Annotated in this window: 18 protein-coding genes; 4 read left to right on the plus strand and 14 right to left on the minus strand. The window is 67.7% G+C overall.

The genetic code is table 11. The features are described from left to right. Positions 1-160 precede the first annotated feature (160 nt). Positions 161-1,324: an NADP-dependent isocitrate dehydrogenase gene (locus F1C58_RS13840; RefSeq protein ID WP_370543718.1), complete on the minus strand. Its 1,164-nt coding sequence runs from the start codon at positions 1,322-1,324 to the stop codon at positions 161-163. Positions 1,325-1,533: 209 nt separating this feature from the next. On the opposite strand from F1C58_RS13840, the gene F1C58_RS13845 reads away from it, so the two are divergent. Both F1C58_RS13845 and F1C58_RS13850 read left to right on the plus strand, forming a co-directional pair. Further along, positions 1,534-1,986, plus strand: coding sequence for a GNAT family N-acetyltransferase (locus F1C58_RS13845; protein ID WP_185201645.1), 453 nt, complete (start codon positions 1,534-1,536; stop codon positions 1,984-1,986). Between the two features lie 217 nt (positions 1,987-2,203). Then, complete coding sequence (locus tag F1C58_RS13850; protein WP_185201646.1) at positions 2,204-2,509, plus strand: MGMT family protein; 306 nt, start codon at positions 2,204-2,206, stop codon at positions 2,507-2,509. A 705-nt stretch (positions 2,510-3,214) separates the two neighbouring features. Here F1C58_RS13850 and F1C58_RS13855 read toward each other — a convergent pair. From F1C58_RS13855 to F1C58_RS13910, 12 genes are all read right to left on the minus strand, one after another. After that, positions 3,215-5,029 carry an ABC transporter ATP-binding protein gene (locus F1C58_RS13855; protein ID WP_185201647.1) on the minus strand — a complete coding sequence of 605 codons (1,815 nt, stop codon included), beginning with the start codon at positions 5,027-5,029 and terminating at the stop codon, positions 3,215-3,217. Continuing rightward, positions 5,026-6,744, minus strand: coding sequence for an ABC transporter ATP-binding protein (locus F1C58_RS13860; RefSeq protein ID WP_185204167.1), 1,719 nt, complete (start codon positions 6,742-6,744; stop codon positions 5,026-5,028). Before F1C58_RS13860 ends, F1C58_RS13855 begins: the two co-directional genes overlap by 4 nt. A 532-nt stretch (positions 6,745-7,276) precedes the next feature. Next, on the minus strand, positions 7,277-8,476 hold the full coding sequence (ddaH, locus tag F1C58_RS17035; RefSeq protein WP_185201648.1) for a dimethylargininase: 1,200 nt from the start codon (positions 8,474-8,476) through the stop codon (positions 7,277-7,279). Positions 8,477-9,409: 933 nt separating this feature from the next. Continuing rightward, positions 9,410-11,014, minus strand: a complete 1,605-nt coding sequence (purH, locus tag F1C58_RS13870) for a bifunctional phosphoribosylaminoimidazolecarboxamide formyltransferase/IMP cyclohydrolase (protein ID WP_185201649.1) — start codon at positions 11,012-11,014, stop codon at positions 9,410-9,412. Next, complete coding sequence (gene purN, locus F1C58_RS13875) at positions 11,011-11,649, minus strand: phosphoribosylglycinamide formyltransferase (protein WP_185201650.1); 639 nt, start codon at positions 11,647-11,649, stop codon at positions 11,011-11,013. Before purN ends, purH begins: the two co-directional genes overlap by 4 nt. Before the next feature lie 51 nt (positions 11,650-11,700). Beyond that, complete coding sequence (locus F1C58_RS13880) at positions 11,701-12,918, minus strand: DUF6350 family protein (RefSeq protein WP_185201651.1); 1,218 nt, start codon at positions 12,916-12,918, stop codon at positions 11,701-11,703. 89 nt (positions 12,919-13,007) lie between these two features. Continuing rightward, positions 13,008-13,760 (minus strand): dihydroxyacetone kinase phosphoryl donor subunit DhaM, encoded by a 753-nt coding sequence (gene dhaM / locus F1C58_RS13885; RefSeq protein WP_185201652.1) that lies wholly within the window; start codon positions 13,758-13,760, stop codon positions 13,008-13,010. Beyond that, entirely contained in the window at positions 13,757-14,395 is a 639-nt protein-coding gene (dhaL, locus tag F1C58_RS13890; protein ID WP_185201653.1) for a dihydroxyacetone kinase subunit DhaL, read from the minus strand. Before dhaL ends, dhaM begins: the two co-directional genes overlap by 4 nt. A gap of 5 nt (positions 14,396-14,400) precedes the next feature. After that, positions 14,401-15,399 (minus strand): dihydroxyacetone kinase subunit DhaK, encoded by a 999-nt coding sequence (gene dhaK, locus F1C58_RS13895; protein ID WP_185201654.1) that lies wholly within the window; start codon positions 15,397-15,399, stop codon positions 14,401-14,403. Between the two features lie 286 nt (positions 15,400-15,685). After that, the gene (gene sucD, locus F1C58_RS13900) at positions 15,686-16,570 is read right to left on the minus strand and encodes a succinate--CoA ligase subunit alpha (protein ID WP_185201655.1); all 885 of its coding nucleotides are present in this window, start codon (positions 16,568-16,570) and stop codon (positions 15,686-15,688) included. Positions 16,571-16,584: 14 nt separating this feature from the next. Beyond that, positions 16,585-17,748 carry an ADP-forming succinate--CoA ligase subunit beta gene (gene sucC, locus F1C58_RS13905; RefSeq protein ID WP_185201656.1) on the minus strand — a complete coding sequence of 388 codons (1,164 nt, stop codon included), beginning with the start codon at positions 17,746-17,748 and terminating at the stop codon, positions 16,585-16,587. A 175-nt stretch (positions 17,749-17,923) separates the two neighbouring features. After that, a complete protein-coding gene (locus tag F1C58_RS13910) occupies positions 17,924-19,339 on the minus strand; it encodes an RNB domain-containing ribonuclease (RefSeq protein ID WP_185201657.1) in 1,416 nt (471 codons plus the stop codon). Between the two features lie 51 nt (positions 19,340-19,390). On the opposite strand from F1C58_RS13910, the gene F1C58_RS13915 reads away from it, so the two are divergent. Continuing rightward, positions 19,391-20,143 (plus strand): oxygenase MpaB family protein, encoded by a 753-nt coding sequence (locus F1C58_RS13915; RefSeq protein ID WP_185201658.1) that lies wholly within the window; start codon positions 19,391-19,393, stop codon positions 20,141-20,143. A gap of 139 nt (positions 20,144-20,282) precedes the next feature. Here the strand turns inward: F1C58_RS13915 and F1C58_RS13920 are convergent, their stop codons facing one another. Beyond that, the gene (locus F1C58_RS13920; protein ID WP_185201659.1) at positions 20,283-21,356 is read right to left on the minus strand and encodes an alkene reductase; all 1,074 of its coding nucleotides are present in this window, start codon (positions 21,354-21,356) and stop codon (positions 20,283-20,285) included. A gap of 103 nt (positions 21,357-21,459) precedes the next feature. Between F1C58_RS13920 and F1C58_RS13925 the strand changes: the two genes are divergently transcribed. Then, the gene (locus F1C58_RS13925) at positions 21,460-22,902 is read left to right on the plus strand and encodes an AAA family ATPase (RefSeq protein ID WP_185201660.1); all 1,443 of its coding nucleotides are present in this window, start codon (positions 21,460-21,462) and stop codon (positions 22,900-22,902) included. Positions 22,903-23,008 lie beyond the last annotated feature (106 nt).

Genomic DNA, 23,008 nt, shown 5'->3' on the forward strand with positions numbered 1-23,008 from the left:
ACCGGAATGTCCCCCGTCCGTCCGTGAACGGGGGACACTTCGTCCGGCGCGTCGGCGGTTGGCGTGACGACGGAGGAATCGCGCAGCAACGACGAACGCACGGGCGCCATGCGGCACCCGTGCGTTCGGAAGACGTGCCTGGCGAGCCCAGGCAGGCGGACTAACCCAGTCGCGCGGCGAGGTTCTTGTCGAGCGTGTCCAGGAACTCCTCGGTGGTCTCCCACTTCTGGTCCGGTCCGACGAGCAGCGCGAGGTCCTTCGTCATGTGACCGGCCTCCACGGAGGTGATCACGACATCTTCGAGGGTCGCGGCGAATTCCTCGAGCTCGGGGTTGTTGTCGAGGGTTGCACGGTGCGAGAGACCGCGGGTCCAGGCATAGATCGACGCGATCGGGTTGGTCGAGGTGGGCTTGCCCTGCTGGTGCATCCGGTAGTGACGCGTCACGGTTCCGTGCGCGGCCTCGGCCTCGACGACCGATCCATCCGGAACCGAGAGCACCGACGTCATCAGACCGAGCGAGCCGAAGCCCTGCGCGACGGTGTCGGACTGCACATCACCGTCGTAGTTCTTGCAGGCCCAGACGTAGCCGCCCTCCCACTTCATGGCGGAGGCCACCATGTCGTCGATCAGGCGGTGCTCATAGGTGAGACCGGCAGCATCGAACTTCTCCTTGAACTCGGCCTCGAAGACCTCCTCGAAGATGTCCTTGAAGCGGCCGTCGTAGGCCTTGAGGATGGTGTTCTTGGTCGAGAGGTACACCGGGTAGTTGCGGGTGAGGCCGTAGTTGAGGCTCGAGCGCGCGAAGTCGCGGATCGAGTCGTCCAGGTTGTACTGCACCTGGGCGACGCCATCGCCCGGGGCGTCGTAGACCTCGAACTTGAGCGGCTCGGATCCGTCTTCCGGGGTGAACTCCACGGTGAGCTTTCCCTTGCCCTGAAAACGGAAGTCCGTGGCACGGTACTGGTCGCCGAACGCGTGGCGTCCGATGATGATCGGCTTGTTCCATCCTGGAACCAGTCGCGGGATGTTGGAGATGATGATCGGCTCGCGGAAGATCACACCGCCGAGGATGTTGCGGATGGTGCCGTTCGGCGACTTCCACATCTTCTTCAACCCGAACTCCTCGACGCGGGCCTCATCGGGGGTGATGGTCGCGCACTTCACTCCGACACCGTGCTTCTGGATGGCGTGGGCCGCGTCGATGGTGACCTGGTCGTCGGTCGCGTCGCGGTGCTCGATTCCGAGGTCGTAGTACTCGAGGTCGATGTCGAGGTAGGGGTGGATCAGAGTGTCCTTGATCTTCTGCCAGATGATTCGCGTCATCTCATCGCCGTCGAGTTCGACGACAGTTCCTACGACCTTGATCTTTTCAACCTGGCTCTTGGACAAGCGATTCTCCTTACACGACGGGGCATTCTGCGCACCGCCTATAAGCTTACCGGTTTCTCGAAGTATCTCGACATCAAGATACTTTCCCGACTCTCAGCGACTCCGACTACCCCCGGATCGGTGGCGGGGGTTAGCCTGTGCTCATGGCTGAACTGAGACTGGAAGAGTTGTCGGCGAGAACAATCGTTGCCGCCAACAGCCTCACGCTTCGACGCGGGCAGGAGCAGTTCGTCACTCCCCCGTCTTATGCGATCGCGGATGCGTACCTCAGTCCGGTCACCTCCTGGCCGCGGGTGGTACTCGACGGGGACACCGTCGTGGGCTTCATCCGGGGAAATTTCGACCCGGAGGCCACGCAGGAGGAATTCCGCAGCTGCATCTGGCGCGTCACGGTCTCCGCCGATGCGCAGGGCACCGGAGTCGGGCGTTTCGCCGTCTGGGCCCTCGCAGAGGAGGCCCGCCAGCGCGGCTTCGCTCGCATCACCGCCATCTGGGAAGAGGGCGAGGAAGGTCCGGAGCAGTTCTTCCTCCACACCGGCTTCACCGTGGTCGGCGAGACCCAATACGGCGAGAAGATCGGCGAACTCGGGCTGTGATCCGCTTGCTCCGGGGGATCGGCGCATCGTTTCTTCGCATCACCAGGGCCGTGCTCCCCGGCATCGCGGGCCGCAATCCGGAGCCGGAGCGCGCGACGCCGCGCCCACCGGAGTATCGGCCATAGCCGGGCAACCCTCGGATCGAGCGAGCTTCGACGCGGCAGTCTCTGATGCGGCGGACTTCGACGCGAGGGGCTCTGACGCGCCCGTCTCTGACGTGGCCGCCGACGACTTCGTGTCCCGCGTCCTCGCGGTGGTCGAGGCCATCCCGAGTGGGCGGGTGATGACCTACGGTGATGTCGCCGCCGCCATCGGATCCCGAGCGGCCCGCGCCGTCGGCCAGACGATGGCCTACTACGGGTCGGATGTGACGTGGTGGCGAGTCATCCGGGCGAGCGGCCACCCGGCGGCAGATCACGAGTCAGCGGCCCTCGAACATTTCCGCGCCGAGGGAACGCCGTTGACCTGGTCGGTCTCCGGAGTCTTCCGCGTCGACCTCCCCGCAGCGCGCTGGTCGCCCTGACTCGGGCCTTCCGTGCGCTGTTCGCGCCCCCAGCACTCCGCCGAACCGTCACAAACAGCCCTCCGCCGCACCCAGACGAGCCGATCCTGACGGATGACCCGGAGCATCTCTGCTCACCCTTCGCCGAACTGTCACCAAGTGCGCTCCAGCGTGCCCGTTCCATCGTTGGGTGACGGCGGATCGATCCACCTCTCTCGGCTCTGTACTCAGTTCGCTCAACCGTCGGATGACGGCTGATCGTCGCGGCCGCCCGACGCCCGGGGCCAAGACCTGCCGAACCGTCACAGACTGCCCGTGAATCTGCCTGCGCGAGCTCTTTGTGGCGGATGACACGGACAATCCCGGCACACCACCTCGCCGAACCGTCACAAGCTGCGCTCTAGCGCGCTCGCTCGAGCACTTCTTGACGGGAGACCGTCGCCCGGTCGGCTCAGGCGCCCGGGCTGAGCCACCGGCCGCCGTGCACCACCTCGCAGAACCGTCAGAAACTGCGCTCTAGCGCGCCCGCTCGAGCACTTCTTGACGGGTGACCGCCGCGCGCGGATTCACCCGGCGACCCCGCGGCCCGGCCCCGGCGCGCACGCGGGCCGGCCCCGCGCGCCCGCCCGGCGCCCCCGGCGCCCCGACTACGCCGTGGCCCGCCGCCTCCGCCCTTGGCGCTCGAGAGCGCCAAGGGCGGCATGCCGCAGCCCCGGCGACGCGTCCCTAGACCAGCGACTCCCGCCACGCGGCATGCAGCTTCGCGAAGCGACCGGTTCCGGCGATGAGGTCGCGCGGCGCACCATCCTCCACGATGATGCCGTGTTCCATCACGAGCACACGGTCGGCAATCGCCACAGTCGACAGGCGGTGGGCGATGATGATCGCGGTGCGGTCGGCGAGCAGGGTCTGCAGACCCTCCTGAACGAGGCGTTCTGAAGGGATGTCGAGCGACGCGGTAGCCTCATCGAGAATCAGCACGACGGGATCCGCGAGGAACGCCCGGGCAAACGAGATGAGCTGGCGCTGGCCGGCCGAGACACGACCGCCGCGCTTGTTCACATCGGTGTCGTAGCCATCCGGAAGCGACTGGATGAATTCGTGAGCTCCGACCGCCTTCGCGGCGGCACGTATCTCCTCCGGCGTCGCATCCGGCTTCCCGAGCGCGATGTTGTCGGCGACGGAGCCCGAGAAGAGGTACGCCTCCTGGGTGACCATCACGATCGCCCGCCGCAGGTCCTTCGGGTGCAGCCGGCGAAGGTCGATGCCATCGAGCGACACGACGCCATCCGAGGGGTCGTAGAACCGGGAGATGAGCTTCGCCAGGGTCGACTTGCCCGCTCCCGTCGATCCCACGAGCGCGATGGTCTGCCCGGCAGGGATCTCGAGATCGAAGTGCGGGAGGATCACCCGGTCCGCCTTGTAGGCGAACTCGACCCCCTCGAATTTCAGCTCGCCCTCCGCCTTCCAGAGGTCGATCGGACGCGTCGGGTCCGGCACACTCGGCTGTTCCTCAAGCACCCCGGAGATCTTCTCGAGCGCAGCTGTCGCAGACTGGTAGGAGTTGTAGAACATCGCCATCTCCTGCGCCGGCGCGAAGAACGACCGCGTGTAGAGCAGCGCCGCGAGCAGCACACCGATGGCGAGTCCTCCGCCGGCGACGCGAAGCCCGCCGACGAGCAGCACCACGGCGAGCGCCACGTTGCCGATCAGCACGAGACCGGGATCGAGCACTCCGAAGAGCTTGATGGTGCGCAGGTTGGCGAGGCGGTAGTCCTCCACGAGTTCACCGAACTCGGTCTCGTTGCGCTTCTCCTTGCGGAACGCCTTCACCGCCCGGATTCCGGTCATCGTCTCCACGAACTGCACGATGAGACGAGCGGATGCCGTGCGTGTCTCGCGGAACGCCTTCTGCGAGCGCACCTGGAACCAGCGGATCAGGAAGCCGAGAGGCACGAGCGAACCGAACAGCACGACTCCGCTCACCCAATCGATCGAGAACAGTGCAACGGCGATGAACACCATGTACAACCCACCCTGGATCAGCTGGTTGATGCCCGAATCGAGTAGCTCGCGGATGGCATCCAGGTCACTGGTCTGGCGCGCGATGATGCGGCCGGAGGTGTAGCTCTCGTGGAACTCGAGGCTCAGGCGCTGGGTGTGAAGGAAGACGCGCTTGCGCAGATCGATCAGGATGGCCTGGCTGATGCGCGCCGTGAGCACGGTGTACCAGGCGATCAGAACGGCCCCGATCACCCCGGTGAAGAGGTAGGCACCGACCGCGAAGCCGAGCGGCACCCAGTCGTGCTTCACCAGGGCGGGCAGGCCAGTGTCGATCCCGAACGCGATCAGCGCGGGACCGGCGACCTGCGCGGCGGTCGACACGACCACCACGATGATCGTGAGGGTGACGCGGGCCCAGAGTGGGCGCAGCAGCGAGTTGAGCAGGCGAAGCGAGCGGTCCCGGATCTGCCGGCTCTCCGCCTTGCTGAAGTCGTTGCGCTCTTCGCCTTCGACACCGGTGATGTTGGCGGCGCTCATGCGGTGACCTCCTGCGCTTCGCGCTTCTCTTCATCCTCGAGGCTCGAGATGACGAACCTGTAGTGATCGCTCGATTCGAGCAGTTCGCTGTGCCGACCGACGGCGGCGATGCGGCCGCGTTCGAGCAGTGCGACACGGTCGGCAAGCATGACGGTGGACGGGCGGTGCGCCACGATGAGTGCGGTCGTCGAGGCGAGCACCCGACGGAGCGCCGCCTCCACGAGTGCCTCGGTGTCCACATCCAGTGCGGAGAGGGGGTCGTCGAGCACGAGTACCTCCGGGCGCGCCGCGACCGCACGCGCGAGCGCGAGCCGCTGGCGCTGGCCACCGGAGAGGCTGAGCCCCTCCTCTCCCACCTTCGTGTCGATGCCGAAGGGCAGGTCGTAGACGAAGTCCGCCTGCGCGATGTCGAGGGCCTCGGCGAGGTCGGCATCCGATCCCTCCGGACGCCCGAGCATCACGTTGTCGCGCACGGATGCCGAGAACAGCGTGGCATCCTCGAACGCCATGGCGATGTGGGTGCGAAGGTCGAGTCGCCCGAGGTCCCGGATGTCGACGCCATCCAGCCGGATCGCCCCACCGGTCACGTCGTAGAGCCGCGTGGTGAGCGCGGTGAGAGTCGACTTGCCAGAGCCGGTGAGTCCTACGACCGCCATCGTCTCCCCGGGTTCGAGCTCGAGGTCGATGCCGTCGAGGAGGTCGTCGTACTGGCTCGGCGAATCGGAGTAGCGGAAGTGCACGTCGTCGAAGACCAGACGCCCCTCGGGTTTCGCGATCGTCTTCGGGTGCTCGGGGTCGACGATCGTGTTCTTCGCGTCCATCACCTCGAAGAAGCGATCGGCGGCGGTGCGCGTGTCGAAGGTCATCGACAGCAGAAAGCCGATCGACTCCACAGGGAAGCGCAACACGGTGGCGGTGGCGAAGAACGCGACGAGCTGGCCGACCGAGATCTGGTCGGCAGCGGCGAGCCAGACGCCGCCGAGAAGACAGAGCCCGAACGTGACGTCCGGCACCATCAGCAGCCAGAGCCAGATGCCAGCGATCGCCTTGGCCTTCTCGATTTCGGTGCCGCGCAAGTCCTCCGCCTGGGAGGCGAAGTTCTTGAGCGCGTGGGGACCGCGGCCGAAGGCCTTGAGCACCCGGATGCCGTGCACCGACTCCTCGACGGCGGTCGCGAGGTCGCCGGCCTGGTCCTGGCTGCGGCGTGCGACCACCGAGTATTTCTGTTCAAAGAGGTAGCCGTAGATCCAGAGCGGAATCGAGCAGAGCACGAAGACGACACCGAGGATCCAGCTGATGGAGAGCAGGAACACGAATCCGATGAGGATGGTGATCGTGTTGACGACGAGCAGCACGATGCCGAAGGAGATCCACCGGCGCACCAGGTTGAGGTCGCTCACGGCGCGGGAGAGCAACTGGCCGCTCGCCCAGCGGTCGTGGAAGTTCACCGGCAGGTCCTGGAGCTGCTTGTAGAGCGAGTTGCGCAGATCCGCCTCGACGTGCGTGCCGGGCTGAAGCACGAACCAGCGGCGGAACCAGATCATCACCGCTTCGAGCACACCGAGCCCGAGCACGGCGGCCACGGGCCACCAGATCTGGCTCGAGTCACCGTCTTGGAGCGGGCCGTCGACGAGGGCCCGCAGCACCTGAGGGATGAGCAGCGCGACGAGCGCCGCGATGAGTGCGGACACCATGCCGAGGTAGATGCGCGGCATCGCCGGCTTCGCCCACGGATAGATGCGCACGATCGAGGCGAAGGTGCCCTGGCGTCTCACGGCCGGGGCCTTCGCTATGGGGGCCTTCGCTGTCGGAAGCGAGCGTTTGCGGTTGTCTGCAGACAAAGGATTTCCTTGCGGATTGGATGGCTCGCACCGATGTGGTGGTGGCCGAAAACAAGAGAAGTGGGAGATGTGGAGGATGCCGTGCGGACGCGTCAGTACGGGCCGGGCGACGGACGGTGGAGCTGGCGGGGCAGGCGAGCTACTCGGCGGCCCCGGGTGTTACCGGGTGCCGATGAAGGGGACGAACGGAAGGACGGCACCACGCGTCGCGCCTGCAGTTGCGAGAGATGTGATGGTCATGGTGTCCTCCGGAACAGTTGTGTCTTCACCAGTGTGGCCAGGATTCGGCCCCTCGTAGGGGTCAACCGGACAGCCCTACAGGATATGCCCACTACTTACCCACATACAACCTTTGTCACGAATTCGTCGCAGATTCCCTCTCCGAGGGGACCGACGACCGAGGAGTTCAGCGCACGCGCACCGAGAGGCAGGTGACGCAGCCCTCGAGCTTCTCGAACTCGCTGATGTCGGTGGTGAGCACGCGGTATCCGAGGTCCGCGATGAGCGCGGCGGACTTCGGCGCTGCGGATGACATCAGCACCGTGTCATCCGCCAGCACCACAACGGCCACGCCTTCCGCTTCCGGCACCGCGAGGTAGCGGCCGAACACCGATGGGTCGTCGACGAGGGGCGGGTAGCCGATGACCGTGCCATCCGGAAGCGCCGTCACAGCGCTCTTGAGGTGCAGGGCCTTGGTCACGGGCACCGCGACGACCGTGTAGCCGAGCGGCGTCACGAGGGATCGCAGCTGGCGGATGCCCTCCGCATTCGTGCGGCCGCCGCGACCGACGAAGACGGTGCGATCCACCTTGAGCACGTCGCCGCCGTCGAGGGTGCCGGGCATCTCGATGCGGCGGATGCTGAGGCCGAGCGCCGCGACGGCGCGCTCCGCTTCGACGATCTCCCCGGCACGCGACTCGGCTCCGGGGCTGCCGATGATGGCCGTGCCGCCGAAGATCACCATGGTGTCCTCCACGAACACGGAATCGGGTTGGCCGGTCGCCACCGGCACCTCCACGACGTCCCACCCGGCGTTCGAGAGCAGTGCGACGTATTCGTCCCACTGGGAGTTGGCGAGCTCGAGGTCGACCGGCACTCGTTCTATGTGGGTGACCTGCCCGTCGGCGAGGCTGTCTGCAGGGGCACGAACGAGCACGATGCGACGGCTGGCGGCATCCGCCTGACTTCCCACCAGCAGTCGCCAGACCGCATATCCCGCGGAGACTGTGCCGATGATCGCCGCAAGCACGAAAGGGAGATTCGTACCGATGAGCTGGGTTGCGACAGTTTCGGTGACGGGAGAGGCGCTTCGGGCAACCGTGATCGCCGCCCCGGCGACGGCTCCGACCAGACCGGCGACGATGCCGCCGATGAGCCTGAGGTACCAATAGCGATAGAAGCCGACGAGAGCGAAGACGGTGAGGACGACGAAGACGATGAGGGTCGAGCCGAGGAAGAAGTCGAGCACCTGGCCGAGAGTGGAGATGCTGCCGCCGTAGAACAGCAGGGAGACGGCCACGAGCGAGATCAGGGACACGGTGAGGGCGGAGACGATCGCGCCCGTGAGTCGGCGGAGAAATGGCGAGCGGGCGCTGTCGACGGTCATGGGTCCCGACCCTAGGGGATGTCGGCTATGGATCGGCTGTGCCGGGCCGGTGGGTGGGTACCGAGACGAGGTTGGCTCCGGTGGTGTCGATACGCTCGCAACTCGACCGGCATGGCTGTCGTGGGCGCCACCGCGGGTCACCTGTCGGCGCTCAGCCGGCGGCGCTCTGCCCGTGGCGGCGCGGGTCAGCTGGCGGCGCGCTGGCCCAGCCGACGCAAAGTGCTCTCAGGGACAGGGCTCAGCGCCGAATGTGACGGATGAGCGGGCCGGGCGACGCTGACGCCCGGGGGGGGTGCGATGCCCGCGGCGGGGGGGTCAGCTGGCGGCCCGCTGGCCAACCCGACGCGAAGTGCTCTCTGCCGCATGGCTCAAAGCCGAATATGACGGATGCGCGGGCCGGGCGACGCTGACGCCCGGGGCGGTGCGATGCCCGCGGCCCACGGCGCGGGCTCAGCCGAAGGCGCCGGCCCATCCGACGCAAAGCGTTCTCTGCGGCAGGGCTCAGCGCCGAATGTGGCTGTTGAGCGCCCGGGCGACACCGCCCGCAGCGCTGCGCCTGCCGCCGTGCGGTTCGAACCGGCGCAAACTGCTCTCAGGGGACTAGCAGAGCGCCGAATGTGACGGATGCGCGGGCCGGGCGACGCTGACGCCCGCGGGCGGCGCGGCGCGGCACCGCCGGCGCTGGCGGCGCGGCGCTCGCCGCGGCGGCGGCACCGCCGGCGCGGCGCTCGCCGCGCGGGCCGAACCGGCGCGAAGCGCTCCCGAGGGGCCAGCTCAGCGCCGATTGTGACCGTTGGCGGGTAGGCCCGCCAATCGCCCACTACTCCCCCGGCCGATCGCCTCGCGCGATCCGGCCGAGCGGACGCGAACTGCTCCCCGCGGCGGGCTTCAGCGCGGAGTTCGACGGCTGGGGCACCCGGCCGGGGCAGCGCCCTAGTGGTAGAAGTGACGCTCGGCCGTGAAGTACATGGTGACTCCGGCCGCCTTCGCTGCCTCGATCACATCGGCGTCGCGGATCGACCCACCGGGCTGCACCACCGCGCGCACGTCCGCATCGAGCAGGATCTGCAGGCCGTCGGCGAACGGGAAGAAGGCGTCGGATGCCGCAACCGATCCGGCCGCGCGATCGCCCGCTCGCGATACCGCGAGCCGGCAGGAGTCCACGCGGTTGACCTGGCCCATACCGACGCCGACCGAGGCGCCCTCATCGGCCAGCAGGATCGCGTTGGACTTGACCGCGCGCACCGCACGCCAGGCGAATTCCAGGTCGGCGCGGGTGGCGTCATCCGCCTCTTCACCGGAGACGAGGGTCCAGCCGTCGCTGGAGAATTCGTCGAAGACATCGGGCTGTTGCACCAGGAGCCCCCCGCTGATCTGTTTGAACTCGAGGGCTTCGCGCGTGTAGCCCTCCGGCAGCTTGAGAAGCCGGAGGTTCTTCTTGGTCTGCAGGAGTTCGAGGGCCTCCGGGTCGAAGTCGGGAGCGATCACCACCTCGGTGAAGATGTCCTTCACTGTGCGGGCCATCTCTATGCTGACGGGGCGGTTCGCCGCGATCACCCCGCCGTAGGCCGAGACCGGATCGCAGTCGTGGGCGCGCTGGTGCGCCGAGGCGATGGGATCGCCGGCCCCACGCGCGACCGCGATGCCGCAGGGCTGGGCATGCTTGATGATGGCCACGGCAGGCTCGCGGAAGTCGTAGGCGGTGCGGAGCGCGGCATCCGCGTCCACGTAGTTGTTGTACGACATCTCCTTGCCGCCGAGCTGGGTCGCCTGCGCGATTCCCGCGCCGTGCTCGGTGACGTAGAGCGAGGCGTCCTGGTGCGAATTCTCGCCGTAGCGCAGAACGTTCTTGAGCGACGCGGTCACGCTGAAGGTGTGGGCTTCCTCGCGCGGATGCTCCGCCCGGATCCCCACGTTCGCGGCGAAGAACTCGGCCACAGCGGTGTCGTACGCAGCGGTGTGCGCGAAAGCCTCACCCGCGAGACGCTGTCGCTGAGCGAGAGTAGTGCCGCCAAGGGTCACGGACTTGATCACCTGGGCGTAGCTGTCGGGCGACACGACGATCGCGACGTTGGCGTGGTTCTTGGCCGCCGCGCGCACCATGGCCGGTCCGCCGATGTCGATCTGCTCGATCGCATCGTCGCCGACGATCCCCGAGGCGATGGTCTCGACGAAGGGGTAGAGGTTCACGACGACGAGCTCGAAGGGCCGGATGTCGAGCTCGGCGAGCTGCGCCTCATGGCTCGCGAGCCGCAGGTCCGCCAGGATGCCGGCATGGATGGCGGGATGCAGGGTCTTCACCCTCCCATCGAGGGTCTCCTGGAATCCGGTGACGCTCGCGACCTCGGTGACGGGGTGCCCGGCATCCGCGATCGTCTTCGCGGTCGAGCCGGTGGAGACGATCTCGACCCCCGCGCCCGCGAGGGCTGCGGCAAGCTCGAGGAGACCGGTCTTGTCGCTCACGGAGATGAGGGCGCGGGCGATCGGGATGGCATCCCGCGCGCGGTAGTCGGAGGGGTCGTGGGTCGGTGCGCTCATGGGGCACTCCTCAGGTCTGGCGCAGCCGTTTCGGAAGCTGCTTTGCGTGCGGCGATGGTCGGGAGGTCGATGGCGCTGTTGGCGATGTCGAGCACGGCCTGCACGAGCAGTTCGCGTTCGACCGGCTTGATGCGCTCGTGGAGGGTGGATTCGGTGTCGCCGGGCAGCACGGGAACGCGGCGCTGGGAGATGATCGGTCCGGCATCCACTCCGTTGTCGACGATGATGATGCTGGCTCCGGTCTCGGTGACGCCCGCGGCGAGGGCATCCCGCACGCCATGGGCCCCCGGGAATTCGGGGAGGTAGGCCGGATGCGTGTTGATGAGGTTGGGGCTGAGAGCCGCGATCACCCGCGGCGGCAGCAGCTTCATGAAACCGCTGAGGATCACGAGGTCCGGCTTCCAGACCCGGATCTGGTCCAGGAGCGCATCACCCCAGCTCTCCCGGTCATCGAAGCTCGACAGTGCGGCCGCGAAGGTGGGGATGCCATAGGCCTCGGCATGCTCGAAACCGTCCGCATCCCGGTCCGCTCCCACCGCGATGACCCGGGCCGGGAACTCGGCGTCCTCGGAGGCCTCGAGAAGCGCGCGGAGGTTCGACCCTCCGCCGGAGATCAACACGACCAATGAGAGCACCCACAGAGCCTATCGGAGTGCCCGTCGGTCGAGTATCGAGACCGCGGGCCCTCAGCGGCGAGACGGCCGCCCGGCCAGTAGGCCGATGACCGCGGCGACGCCGATCTCGAGCGCGCCGAACCCGCCGACGAGCCATGGTGACGGCCCGACATCCACCAGTCGCCCGGGGCCGGCAGAACCGGCGGATGCCCAGGCGAGCAGCGCGAGGAGGATTCCGCCGACGACGCCACTCGCGAGTCCGGCGGCGATGAAGGAGCTCACAGAGGCCCGGGGGCCGAGCTCGCGGGCCAGGCGCGGCCGCACGACGAGAGCGACGAAGAAGCCGGCGAGCACGGGCACGAGGAGTCCGAGGAATCCCCACCCGAGGGCGCCCGGGGCGGGAATCGCGCCGAGCACGGGGATGGCGGGAATGGGTCCGAGCGTGGTGCCGAGCGGCGTGACGGAAGAGCCCGTTCCCATGGCGAAGCCGGGCCCGATGAACCACGCGGCGCCCCAGATCACGAGATTGGGCAGCACTGCCAACTGCCCGATGGTGAGCGCGATGCCTCCGAGGACACCCGCGTGCACGCCCTCGTACAGGGAGATGATGGCCGCATAATTCGCGAGGAACAGCACCGCGACGGCGAGGGCGGATGCGGCGATCACCACGCTCGCGGAGCCGACGCCACCGCGCAGCCCCGCCACGATGATCGTGCGCACGTCCGGACGCCAGCCCCGCACGATTCCCCGGGCGCTGTCGCCGAGCACGTCTGCGGCGGCAGTGGGCGGGCGCAGAATCTCGGAGCCGATCACGATCCCGAGGGCGAAGACGAGAGTCGGCAGCAGCGTTCCCTGCCAGATGGAGGGTCGCGCGGCGGGCAGGAGCACGCTGAGCGTGAGCCCGAGCGAGATCACGGCGAAAGCGGCGACGGACACCGCCATCCCCAACAGTCGATGAGGGGTCTCACCGATGCGACGGCCGGCGCGCACCCCGAGCAGCACGGTCACGAGCGCGAACCCCAGCGGGGCGATGGTGACGATGAACGGGGTTCCCGCACCATCGAATCCCAGCCCGGAGGCCATCACCGGGTCGAGGGTGAGCTGGATGTCCACGCCGGAACCGAGCAGCCAGAGGTCGACCGCGGTGCGCCAGAACACGATGAAATCGACTTGGAGTCCGTACTGGAAGGCCCACAGCACCGTGAGCGGCACGAGCGGGATCGCGACCCCGATGGCGGCAACGAGTAGCGCTTCCAGCGCGGAGAAGAGGGCGGTGAGCGGACGATTCATACCGGAGGTGAGCCTACCGGCGGCCTCGCGATCCGCCGGTCCGCCGATCCGTCGTGGCGCAAACGCGATTGCCGCTGAGCTTCACCTCCTCAGACCTCGCCGAATCCCTCCGTCACGAGCTCGGTCACCCGCGCGAGCGCCTCCGCCGCCTGGGCTCCGGATGCGGCCACCGTCAACACGTCGCCGGACTTCGCCCCGAGCGACAGCAGGCCGATGAGGCTATTGGCCGCCACCGGGCCCGTACCGGAGCGCGTATTCACCACGGTGAGTTTCGCGTCGAACCCGGCGAGGGTCGACACCAGCGTCGCAGCCGGCCGGGCGTGCAGCCCGTCGGGATTGACGATCGTGAGCTCGGCGGAAAGCCCGGCTGGTGCGGTTTCCGCACCGGATGCTGTGGCGCCCGAGGTCGTGACTTCTGGGACAGGGGCTTCCGGGGCGGGGGCGTCACCCAGCATCGAGATCTTCGGCTCGAGTGCGCCGCGCGCCTCCCGGTCGACATCGTCGAGGCTCGCTCCCCCGGCCGCTGTGACGACCGCGGCGAGGATCCCCTCGACGAATGGCGCACTCGATAGACGCACCTCCGCCTCGGACGAACGGAAGTCGAGCGCCATCTCCGCGCTCATCACCGCCGAGCCGAGGTCCATGATCACGAGCACCCCATCGGGCGAGGCCACCTCGTCGATCGCTGCAGAGACCGCCGTGGCATCCGTTCCGATCAGTCCCTCGCCCGCTCCGGCGGCGATCGCGATCGCCGGTTTCTCGCCCGGCACCATCTGCAGGGCGAGATCCACGGCGGCATGCGCGAGGGCGGGGCTGTGGGACACCACCACCACTCCGATCACGCGACTGCTTCGGCGAGCGCCTGGAACAGGAACGCGGTGGACGTCGCGCCCGGATCGAGATGACCGGCGCTGCGATCACCCAGGTAGCTCGCCCGGCCCTTTCGGGCGACGAGGGGCTCTGTGGCATCCCGCCCCGCCACTGCGGCCGCCGCCGCGCCCGCGGTCGCGGTGGCGATGTCGGCTCCCGCGGCGATTTCGGCATCGAGCGCATCCACCGCGGGCGACATGGCATCGAACATCGTCTTGTCTCCCAGCTCCGCCTTGCCGCGCGCGAGGATACCGCCGAGGCCGGCCCGCAGGGATGCCGCAAGAGCACCGGCATCCAGCTCCGCCACCGGTCCGGCGGTAGATCCGAAGCGCAGGAAGAAGGTGCCGTAGAGCGGACCGCTTGCCCCGCCGACGGAAGTGACGAGGGTCATGCCGACCTGCTTGAACAGTTCGTCGACGGCGGTCGACGGGGTGGCACCGATCTTCTCCATCACCGCGGTCATGCCCCGAGCCATGTTCGACCCGTGATCGGCATCACCGATCGCCGAGTCCAGCTCCGTGAGATAGCTGCGGTTCTCCGCCATGAGCGCGTCGAAACGACTCAGCCAGCGCACCAGCTGGTCGATGGTCACAGTGCCACCCGCCATGGCGTTCAGACCCCCCAGCGCAGGCCGGCGGTGTTCACCGGTGCGTCCCAGAATCTGAGGATCTCGTCATCCGCCTTCAGGATCGTGACCGAGCATCCCGCCATGTCGAGCGAGGTGATGTAGTTGCCCACGAGGCTGCGGGCCACGGTGATCCCCGACTTCTCGAGGATCTTCTTCACCTCTCCGTACATCAGGTAGAGCTCGATGAGGGGAGATCCGCCCATGCCGTTGAGCATGACGATCGAGGGTCCGTCGGTGAAGTCGAAGTCGTGGAGGATGGGCTCCACCAGCTGCTGGGCGATGGATGCCGCGGGTGCGAGCGGCACGCGATGCCGGCCCGGCTCGCCGTGGATGCCCACGCCCATCTCCATCATGTCGTCGGGGATCTCGAAGGTCGGCTTTCCCGCCGCGGGCACTGTGCAGCTCGTCAGCGCCATTCCCATGGAACGCCCCTGCGCATTCACCTTGCGAGCGAGCGCTCCGACGGCGGTGAGGTCGGCCCCGGCCTCGGCGGCCGCGCCGACGATCTTCTCCAACAGCACCGTCACTCCGACTCCGCGTCGGCCGGCGGTCCAGGTGGAGTCCTCTACGGCGACATCATCGTTGGTGACCACCGTCTCGACCTTGACCCCGGCATCCGCCTCGGCCAGTTCCGCCGCCATCTCGAAGTTCATGACGTCACCCGTGTAGTTCTTCACGATGTGCAGCACGCCCGCCCCGGCATCCGCCACCTTCGTCGCTTCCTGCATCTGGTCGGGGGTGGGGCTGGTGAACACTTCTCCGGCACACGCCGCATCCAGCATCCCGAACCCGACGAATCCGCCGTGCAGCGGTTCGTGCCCGGATCCGCCGCCCGAGATCAGGGCGACTTTGCCCGGTTTCGTCGGCTCGCCGCGATAGATGATGCGGTTGACATGGTCGACCCGCAGTTCCGGATGCGCCGCCTCGACCCCCACGAGGGAATCGGCAAGCACGTTCTCTGGGTCGTTGATGAGCTTTTTCACGGGTGAGACCTCTTCCTCGAGTTTTCCTGGATATCACGCTAGACCCGAGCACTGTGGCGCGCCAGAGCGCAGCCCTCCCCACCAGAAAATCGCGGAAGTCGACCCAGCCGGACGGTGTCGGCCTGGACCGACACGACCGGTCGGTGCGTCTCGATTCGCCCGGGCTGATGCCGGCATCCGTCGGCGTCGCAGGGCGAGTCGGGAGTACCGGTGGGTTCGTCACCAAGACGACGCACCAGTTAACGACGGAAGGCCAGCCGAGGCTGGCCTTCCGTTTCGCACACTGTTACAGCGAGGCGAGAACCTCGCGCATGAGGGTGGCGGTCTCGCTCGGCGTCTTGCCGACCTTGACCCCGGCGGCCTCGAGGGCCTCCTTCTTTCCCTGCGCGGTGCCCGCTCCGGAGGAGACGATGGCGCCGGCGTGGCCCATGGTCTTGCCCTCGGGCGCGGTGAAACCGGCGACGTAGCCGACGACGGGCTTGGTGACGTGCGCCTTGATGTAGTCCGCGGCACGCTCCTCGGCGTCGCCGCCGATCTCACCGATCATGACGATCGCCTTGGTGTCGGGGTCCGCCTCGAACGCGGCGAGCGCGTCGATGTGAGTGGTGCCGATGATCGGGTCGCCGCCGATGCCGATGGCGGTCGAGAATCCGAGGTCGCGCAGCTCGTACATCATCTGGTACGTGAGCGTTCCCGACTTCGAGACGAGCCCGATCGGGCCCTTCCCGGTGATCGTTGCTGGCGTGATGCCCACGAGCGACTCGCCCGGGGTGATGATGCCGGGGCAGTTCGGTCCGATGATCCGGGTCTTGCCCGAGGCCTTCGCCGTGGCCCAGAACTCGGCCGAGTCCTGGATCGGGATGCCCTCGGTGATCACGACGACGAGCGGGATCTCGGCCTCGATGGCCTCGAGCACGGCGTCCTTGGCGAAGGCCGGGGGAACGAAGACGATGGAGACATCCGCTCCGGTCTTCTCGATGGCCTCGGTGACCGTGCCGAAGACGGGCAGTTCCACGTCGCCGTGGGTGACTGTCGTGCCGGCTTTGCGGGCGTTCACGCCCCCGACGACCTGCGTGCCAGCCTTCAGCATGAGGGCGGTGTGCTTGGTGCCCTCACCGCCGGTGATGCCCTGCACGATGACCTTGGAGTCCTTATTGAGGAAGATCGACATTTCTCTGTAGTCCCTTACTTCGAAGCCAGCTCGGCGGCCTTGGCGGCGCCGTCGTCCATGGTGTCGGCGAGCGACACGAGCGGGTGCGCGTATTCGGCGAGGATCGCGCGGCCCTCCTCGACCTTGTTGCCGTCGAGACGAACGACAAGGGGCTTGGATGCGGTGTCGCCCAGTGTCTTGAGTGCACCGACGATGCCGTTGGCCACCGCGTCGCACGCGGTGATGCCACCGAAGACGTTCACAAACACGCTCTTCACCTGCGGGTCGCCGAGGATCACGTCGAGGCCGTTGGCCATCACCTCAGCGGATGCTCCGCCGCCGATGTCGAGGAAGTTGGCCGGCTTCACGCTGCCGAAGTTCTCTCCCGCGTAGCTGACCACGTCGAGGGTGGACATCACGAGGCCGGCACCGTTTCCGATGACACCCACCTCGCCGTCGAGCTTCACGTAGTTGAGACCGAGCTTCTTGGCCTTCGCCTCGAGCGGGTCCTCCGAGTCGATGTCTACGAGCGCCTCGTGGTTGGGGTGACGGAACTCGGCGTTCTCGTCCAGCGAAACCTTGCCGTCGAGCGCGACGATGTCGCCGTCTTCGGTGATCACGAGCGGGTTGACCTCGACGAGCGTGGCATCCTCGCCCTTGTAGACCTCGTAGAGCTTCACGAACACCGGGGCGACCTTCTCGACGATGTCGGCCGGGAACTTGCCCGCGATCGCGATCTCGGTGGCCCTGGCGAGGTCGATGCCGGTGAGCGGGTCGATCTCGATGCGGGCGAGGGCCTCCGGCCGCTCGACGGCGAGCTCTTCGATCTCCATGCCACCCTCGTAGCTGGCGAGCGAGAGGTAGCTGCGGTTCGCGCGGTCGAGCAGCACGGAGAAGTAGTACTCCTCCTTGATGCGGGCTCCGGCGGCGACCATGACCCGCTTGACGGTGTGGCCCTTGATGTCGAGACCGAAGATTCCTTCGGCGGCAGCGGCAGCATCGTCCGGGTTGTGGGCGACCTTCACGCCGCCCGCCTTGCCGCGTCCGCCGGCCTTGACCTGCGCCTTGACGACGACCGTGCCGCCGAGCTTCGTCGCGGCCGCGCGCACCTCTTCCGGCGTATCGGCGATGATGCCGGCGAGCACCGGCACTCCATAGGATTCGAAGAGATCTCGGGCCTGGTACTCAAATAGATCCACGCTGCTGTGTCCAATCCGCAGTTCGTATGTCTGATGTGGCGGCAAGTCTCTCGATATCGAGATAGCTCGACATCAAGATATTTGGGCCACCAAGCACTCTACCCCCGGCGACTCGGGAGCTTGGCTCGAGCGAGGCGGCCACGAGGGAAACTTTGGGGGTTCTTACGCTCGCGATTCAGACGGCGAACTGCACGGTGCCCGTCGGAATGTCCGCCATCACCAGGGTGGCGCGCACCCGGCTGCCCGCCTCGAGCGTGCCGCTGCAGTTGGCCGCCACGGCCGGGTCTGCTAGCTGGATGACTCCCCCGCCCTTTCGCGCGGAGATCACCGTCGCGTCGAAGACCTCGCCCACACGTCCACGCAGCACCGCGGCCTCGACCGCGTCGATCGAGCCGCGGCTGAGACGGGAGGCGATGCCGTCCGACGCAGCCATGATCGCCGGGATCGCCGGCAGCGCCGACCGCACCCAGGACGGCACCGGATTCCCGGCCACGATCGCCTCGCAGGTGACGAGCACGAAGCGGTCGACGAGGCGCCGCAACGGTGCGGTGGTATGCGCGTAGGGCGCCCCGACCGCGGCCTGCAGCGTCACCTCCGGAGCCCCTCCGTCGAACACCGTATAGCCGGCGCCGCGGAAGAGCGAGCCGGCCGCATGGATGATCGCGAGCTGTTTCGGGTCGTCGGAGTCCAGGGTGCGCAGGTATTCGCCGTAGGCGAGCTGAGGCGCCCACGGCCAGCCGAGGGCCACGGTCTGCAGCCGGAAACGGTCGATGGCTGAGGCATCCGGGGCCGGCATGGTGCGCAGGATGCCCACTCCCCCCTCGATCATGATGCCGGCGGCTGCCATGCCGGTCATCAGGGAGAGCTGGGCGTTCCAATCCTCCACCGGAAGTGACCGGCGACGCTCCAGCCGGTAGACGTGATCGACCTCGGTGACCTCCTGGTCGGCGCGATTGAGGCTCGCTCCGCCGCGCTTCCTCTCGAGAGAGATGCGTTTCTCGCCGACCTCGCGCAGCAGCTGCAGTGAATCGCTCGCCGTGCCCGCATCGATCTCCTGCTGCACTTCGGCGTAGTCGCACTGGCGGATGCTGCGAATGCGGGCACGGGCGACGGTGGCGGCGATCACGTCGGCGTCGACGTCGAGCGTGAAGTCCCACACGAAAGCGCCACGCACCTCACCCGGCAGCAGCGACGCGGCATCCTCACTGATGACAGTCGGATGCAAGGGGATGCGGCCGTCCGGCGCGTACATGGTCTGGCCACGCCGGCGGGCCTCCGCGTCGATCGGACCGTTCGGTGCCACGAACGCGGGCACATCGGCGATGGCGTACCGCACGCGGTATCCGTCGGCGCTCCGCTCGAGGTGGAGCGCCTGGTCGAGGTCGGTCGCACCCGCGGGATCGATCGTGACGAAAGGGATCGCCGTGCTGTCCACCTCCGGGAGCACCTGGTGGGCGATCACGGACCGGGCATCCGCCTCGACCACCGCGGGGAATTCCGCGCTGAGTCCCAGCTCCGCGCGCAACTGGGCGAAACGCTCGGCGAGCTGACCGGATGACGGAAGCACGAGGTGCATTGAAGACACGGTCATGCGCGCCAGCCTACGTGGCAACGCTCCTCTGGCACGGCGCACAATGGACGGATGAAACCCGTGGCGCTCACCGACATCGGCGCCGAGGCCGTACTGCTCGCCGGTGGCGGTCGCGCGATCCTGCTGCAGCTGGCCAAGCCCGCGGTGGGTCACGCCGTCGCCGAACACAGCAACTTCGCCGCCGACCCGCTGCGGCGACTACGCAACACGTTGACATACGTGTATGCGCTGGTCTTCGGCACCCCGACTCAGGTCGCGGCGGTGACGGCGATGGTGCAACGTGCCCACGCCCCGGTGCGGTCCGCCAGCTACGACGCGTCGGATGCCGGGCTGCAGCTCTGGGTGGCGGCCACTCTCTACGAGACGGCGACCACGCTGCATGAGCGCGTGTTCGGACCACTCGACGAGGCATCCGCCGACCGGGTCTATCGGGACTATGCGGTCGTGGGCACCGCGCTCGGCATGCCCGCAGAGCTCTGGCCCGCCGACCGGGAGGCCTTCGGTCGCTACTGGCGAGAACAACTGGCGGGGCTCGAGGTCGACGACCGGGTTCGCGCGGTCTCGGTGCAATTGCTACGACCGGCATCCGGTCCGCTCTGGATGCGGGCACTGATGCCGATGGCGCGCCTCGCGACCGCCGGATTGCTCTCTCCTCCGCTTCGCGAGGCCTATGCGCTGCCGTGGGACGACCGCCGCCAGCGCCGCTTCGATCGCCTGATGGATGTCACGGCACGCGTCTACCCGCGGCTGCCCGCCCGGCTGCGGCACTGGCCGAAGAACCACCTGCTCAAACGACTCGGCTGAAGACCGGTCAAACGACGGACCTCCGAGCACAGCAAGCGCCAGAACTGGCAGTCGGTGTTGCGGAAGCTGTCCTTCGGCGACACCAACTGCCAGTCCTGGCGGCGGATGGGGCCACCGTGGGCTACACGGCGGCCCTGGCTCAGATCGCGAGTGCGGGGTAGTCCGTGTAACCCTCGCCGGTCGCACCGTAGAAGGTGCTCGGGTTGGGCTCGTTGAGCTCGCGGTCGTCGCGCCAGCGGGCGACGAGGTCGGGGTTCGCGATAGCCTGGCGGCCGACGGCGACGACATCCGCGTGGTTCGCCTCCACGAACTCCATCGCCTCGTCGCGGGTGGTCAGCTGACCGAATCCGCTGTTCACCATGAGCGGGCCGCCGAAGCGGGAGCGGAGGTCCTGCACGAGCTCGCCGGCCGGATCGCTGTGCAGCACGCTGAGGTAGGCGAGGCCGAGTGGGGCGATGCCGTCGATCAGAGCGTCGTAGGTGGCCTTGGTCTCCGCCTCATCCGTCTCGAAGACGTCCTGGATGTTGTGCGAGGGCGAGATGCGGATGCCCACCCGATCCGCTCCGACCGCTTCGGCTACGGCCGTCACGGTCTCGATTCCGAACCGGGCGCGGTTGGCGGGGGATCCGCCGTAACCATCGGTGCGCACGTTGGACACGGGCGACAGGAACTCGTGCAGCAGGTATCCGTTCGCGGAGTGCACCTCGACGCCGTCGAACCCGGCCTCGATCGCGTTACGGGCCGCCTGCACGATCTCTGCGGTCACGCCGGGGAGTTCGTCGGTCTCGAGGGCGCGGGGCTCGGGGTAGCGCTTCTTGCCGAGAGGGGTGTGCGTCTCGCCGTCGATCGCGATGGCGCTCGGAGCCACCGGCGTGAGGCCGTTGATGATCTCGGGGTGCGTCACGCGGCCGCCGTGCATGAGCTGCATGACGATGATTCCACCCTCGGCGTGCACGGCTTCGGTAACGCGACGCCAGCCCGCGATCTGCTCGGGGGTGACGATGCCGGGCTGTCCCGGGTACGCGCGACTCACCGGGCTCGGGAAGGTGCCCTCGGTCACGATGAGGCCGAGGGTGGCGCGCTGCCGATAGTGCTCGACGAGCAGGTCGTTCGGCACCCCGGCGTCACCGGCACGCAGCCGGGTGAGGGGCGCCATGACGACACGGTTGGACAGGGCGAGGGCCCCGAGGTTCACGGGCGCGAAGAGTTGCACGGTACTTCCTTCTGGACTGGGTTTCAGATACCGAGTCCACAACGGGCACACTCCCCGCACTATTCCCCCGCGTCCCTGTGGCACTCGCAGCTAGCCTGAGACGATGGATGACCCAACACGCGAGTTTCTCTCCACCTTCCAGCGATTCATGTCCGAGGTCGTCAACCAGGTCTCTGTCGACTCGAGCGACCTCACGCCCCTCGGCGCCGTTGTGCAGGACTTTCTCGGAACAGATATCTCCACCCTGCCTGCCATCACCCATGGGCTTCCCGCTCACCGGCTCGTCGATGCCGACCTCGCTCTCGCGGAGCTCGGCCGTGACTCTGGCCAACCTCCCATCGGCGTCAGCGGCGGACAGCAACGCGAGCACCTCCCGCTCTCCGAACTGCTCTTCAGCCCCTACGGCCGCTTCTCTCCTGCGCCGATCGACTACCTCTCGATAGCCGATGGCCCAGAGACCGCGCGACGCGTGATCGCGTTCGGCCTTCACCGCATCACTTTCGAGGGCCACCCTGTTGTCGTTCTCGAACGCGCGGCCCAGCCGCAATTCGGCCGCCCGGGAGCCCAACTCGAGATCCTCTCCCGCGACACCGAGACGTCGTCGCGGTTCCTCGACGAGTTCTCCCGACTCGTGCTGAGTCTCAGTGTGCTGCGTGGCAAGGTGCTGTCATTCACCGGAAATGAATACGGCAATTCGTCGGCGGGCGCTACCTTCCTGCACCGACCGGCTGTCGACGCGGATGATGTCGTCCTTCCGCCTGGCGTGCTAGAGACCGTGGTGCGCCATGTCGTCGGTATCGGCGAGCAGCGCGAGCATCTGCTCGCTGCCGGACAACACCTCAAGCGCGGGGTATTGCTCTATGGGCCTCCCGGTACGGGGAAGACCCTCACTGTGCGTCACCTGCTGTCACGCACCCCCGGCACAACAGCCGTGCTCCTCACCGGATCGAGCATCCAATTCATCACCGAGGCCGCTGAACTGGCACGCGCGATGCAACCCGCCATCGTGGTGCTCGAGGATGTAGACCTGGTCGCCGAAGAGCGCGGAATGCACGGACCGCAGCCTCTGCTCTTCGCAGTGCTGGATGCGCTGGACGGCTTGGAGGGGGATGCCGATGTCACCTTCATCCTGACGACGAACCGCGTCCAGGTGCTGGAGCGAGCGCTCGCGGAGCGCCCTGGGCGCGTGGACCTCGCAGTCGAGATCCCCCTTCCCGACGCGAGCTCGCGGCGACGCCTGTTCCGGCACTATGCCGGCGGTTTGCCCCTCACGACGGAGGCTACCGATGCGGCTGCAGACCGGGCCACCGAGACCACCGGATCCTTCGCGAAAGAGCTGGTGCGTCGCGCCGTCCTCACTGCGGCCGAGCAGCATCGCGCCGTCACCGACGAGGATCTCTCGGCCTCGCTCGATGGGCTCCTGGAGGCGGGCACCCAGCTCGCTCGTAACCTCCTCGGTGGTGGCGCAGCCCCCGAGAATGATGGTCGCTCGCCGCGCCAGTGGGGCGCCTACGCGCCGCTCTCCCCGGGTTCCACGCTGGGGTAGCCCTCAGGACCCACATCATTCAGGAAGGTGTGGGGCGGGAGTGGCCAGAGTGCGTGATGCGTTCCCACACGAGTCATCCCGCCCCTTCAGCCCCACACCTTCCTGA

The sequence above is a fragment of the Glaciihabitans sp. INWT7 genome (genome assembly GCF_014217685.1).
Lineage (GTDB): Bacteria > Actinomycetota > Actinomycetes > Actinomycetales > Microbacteriaceae > Lacisediminihabitans.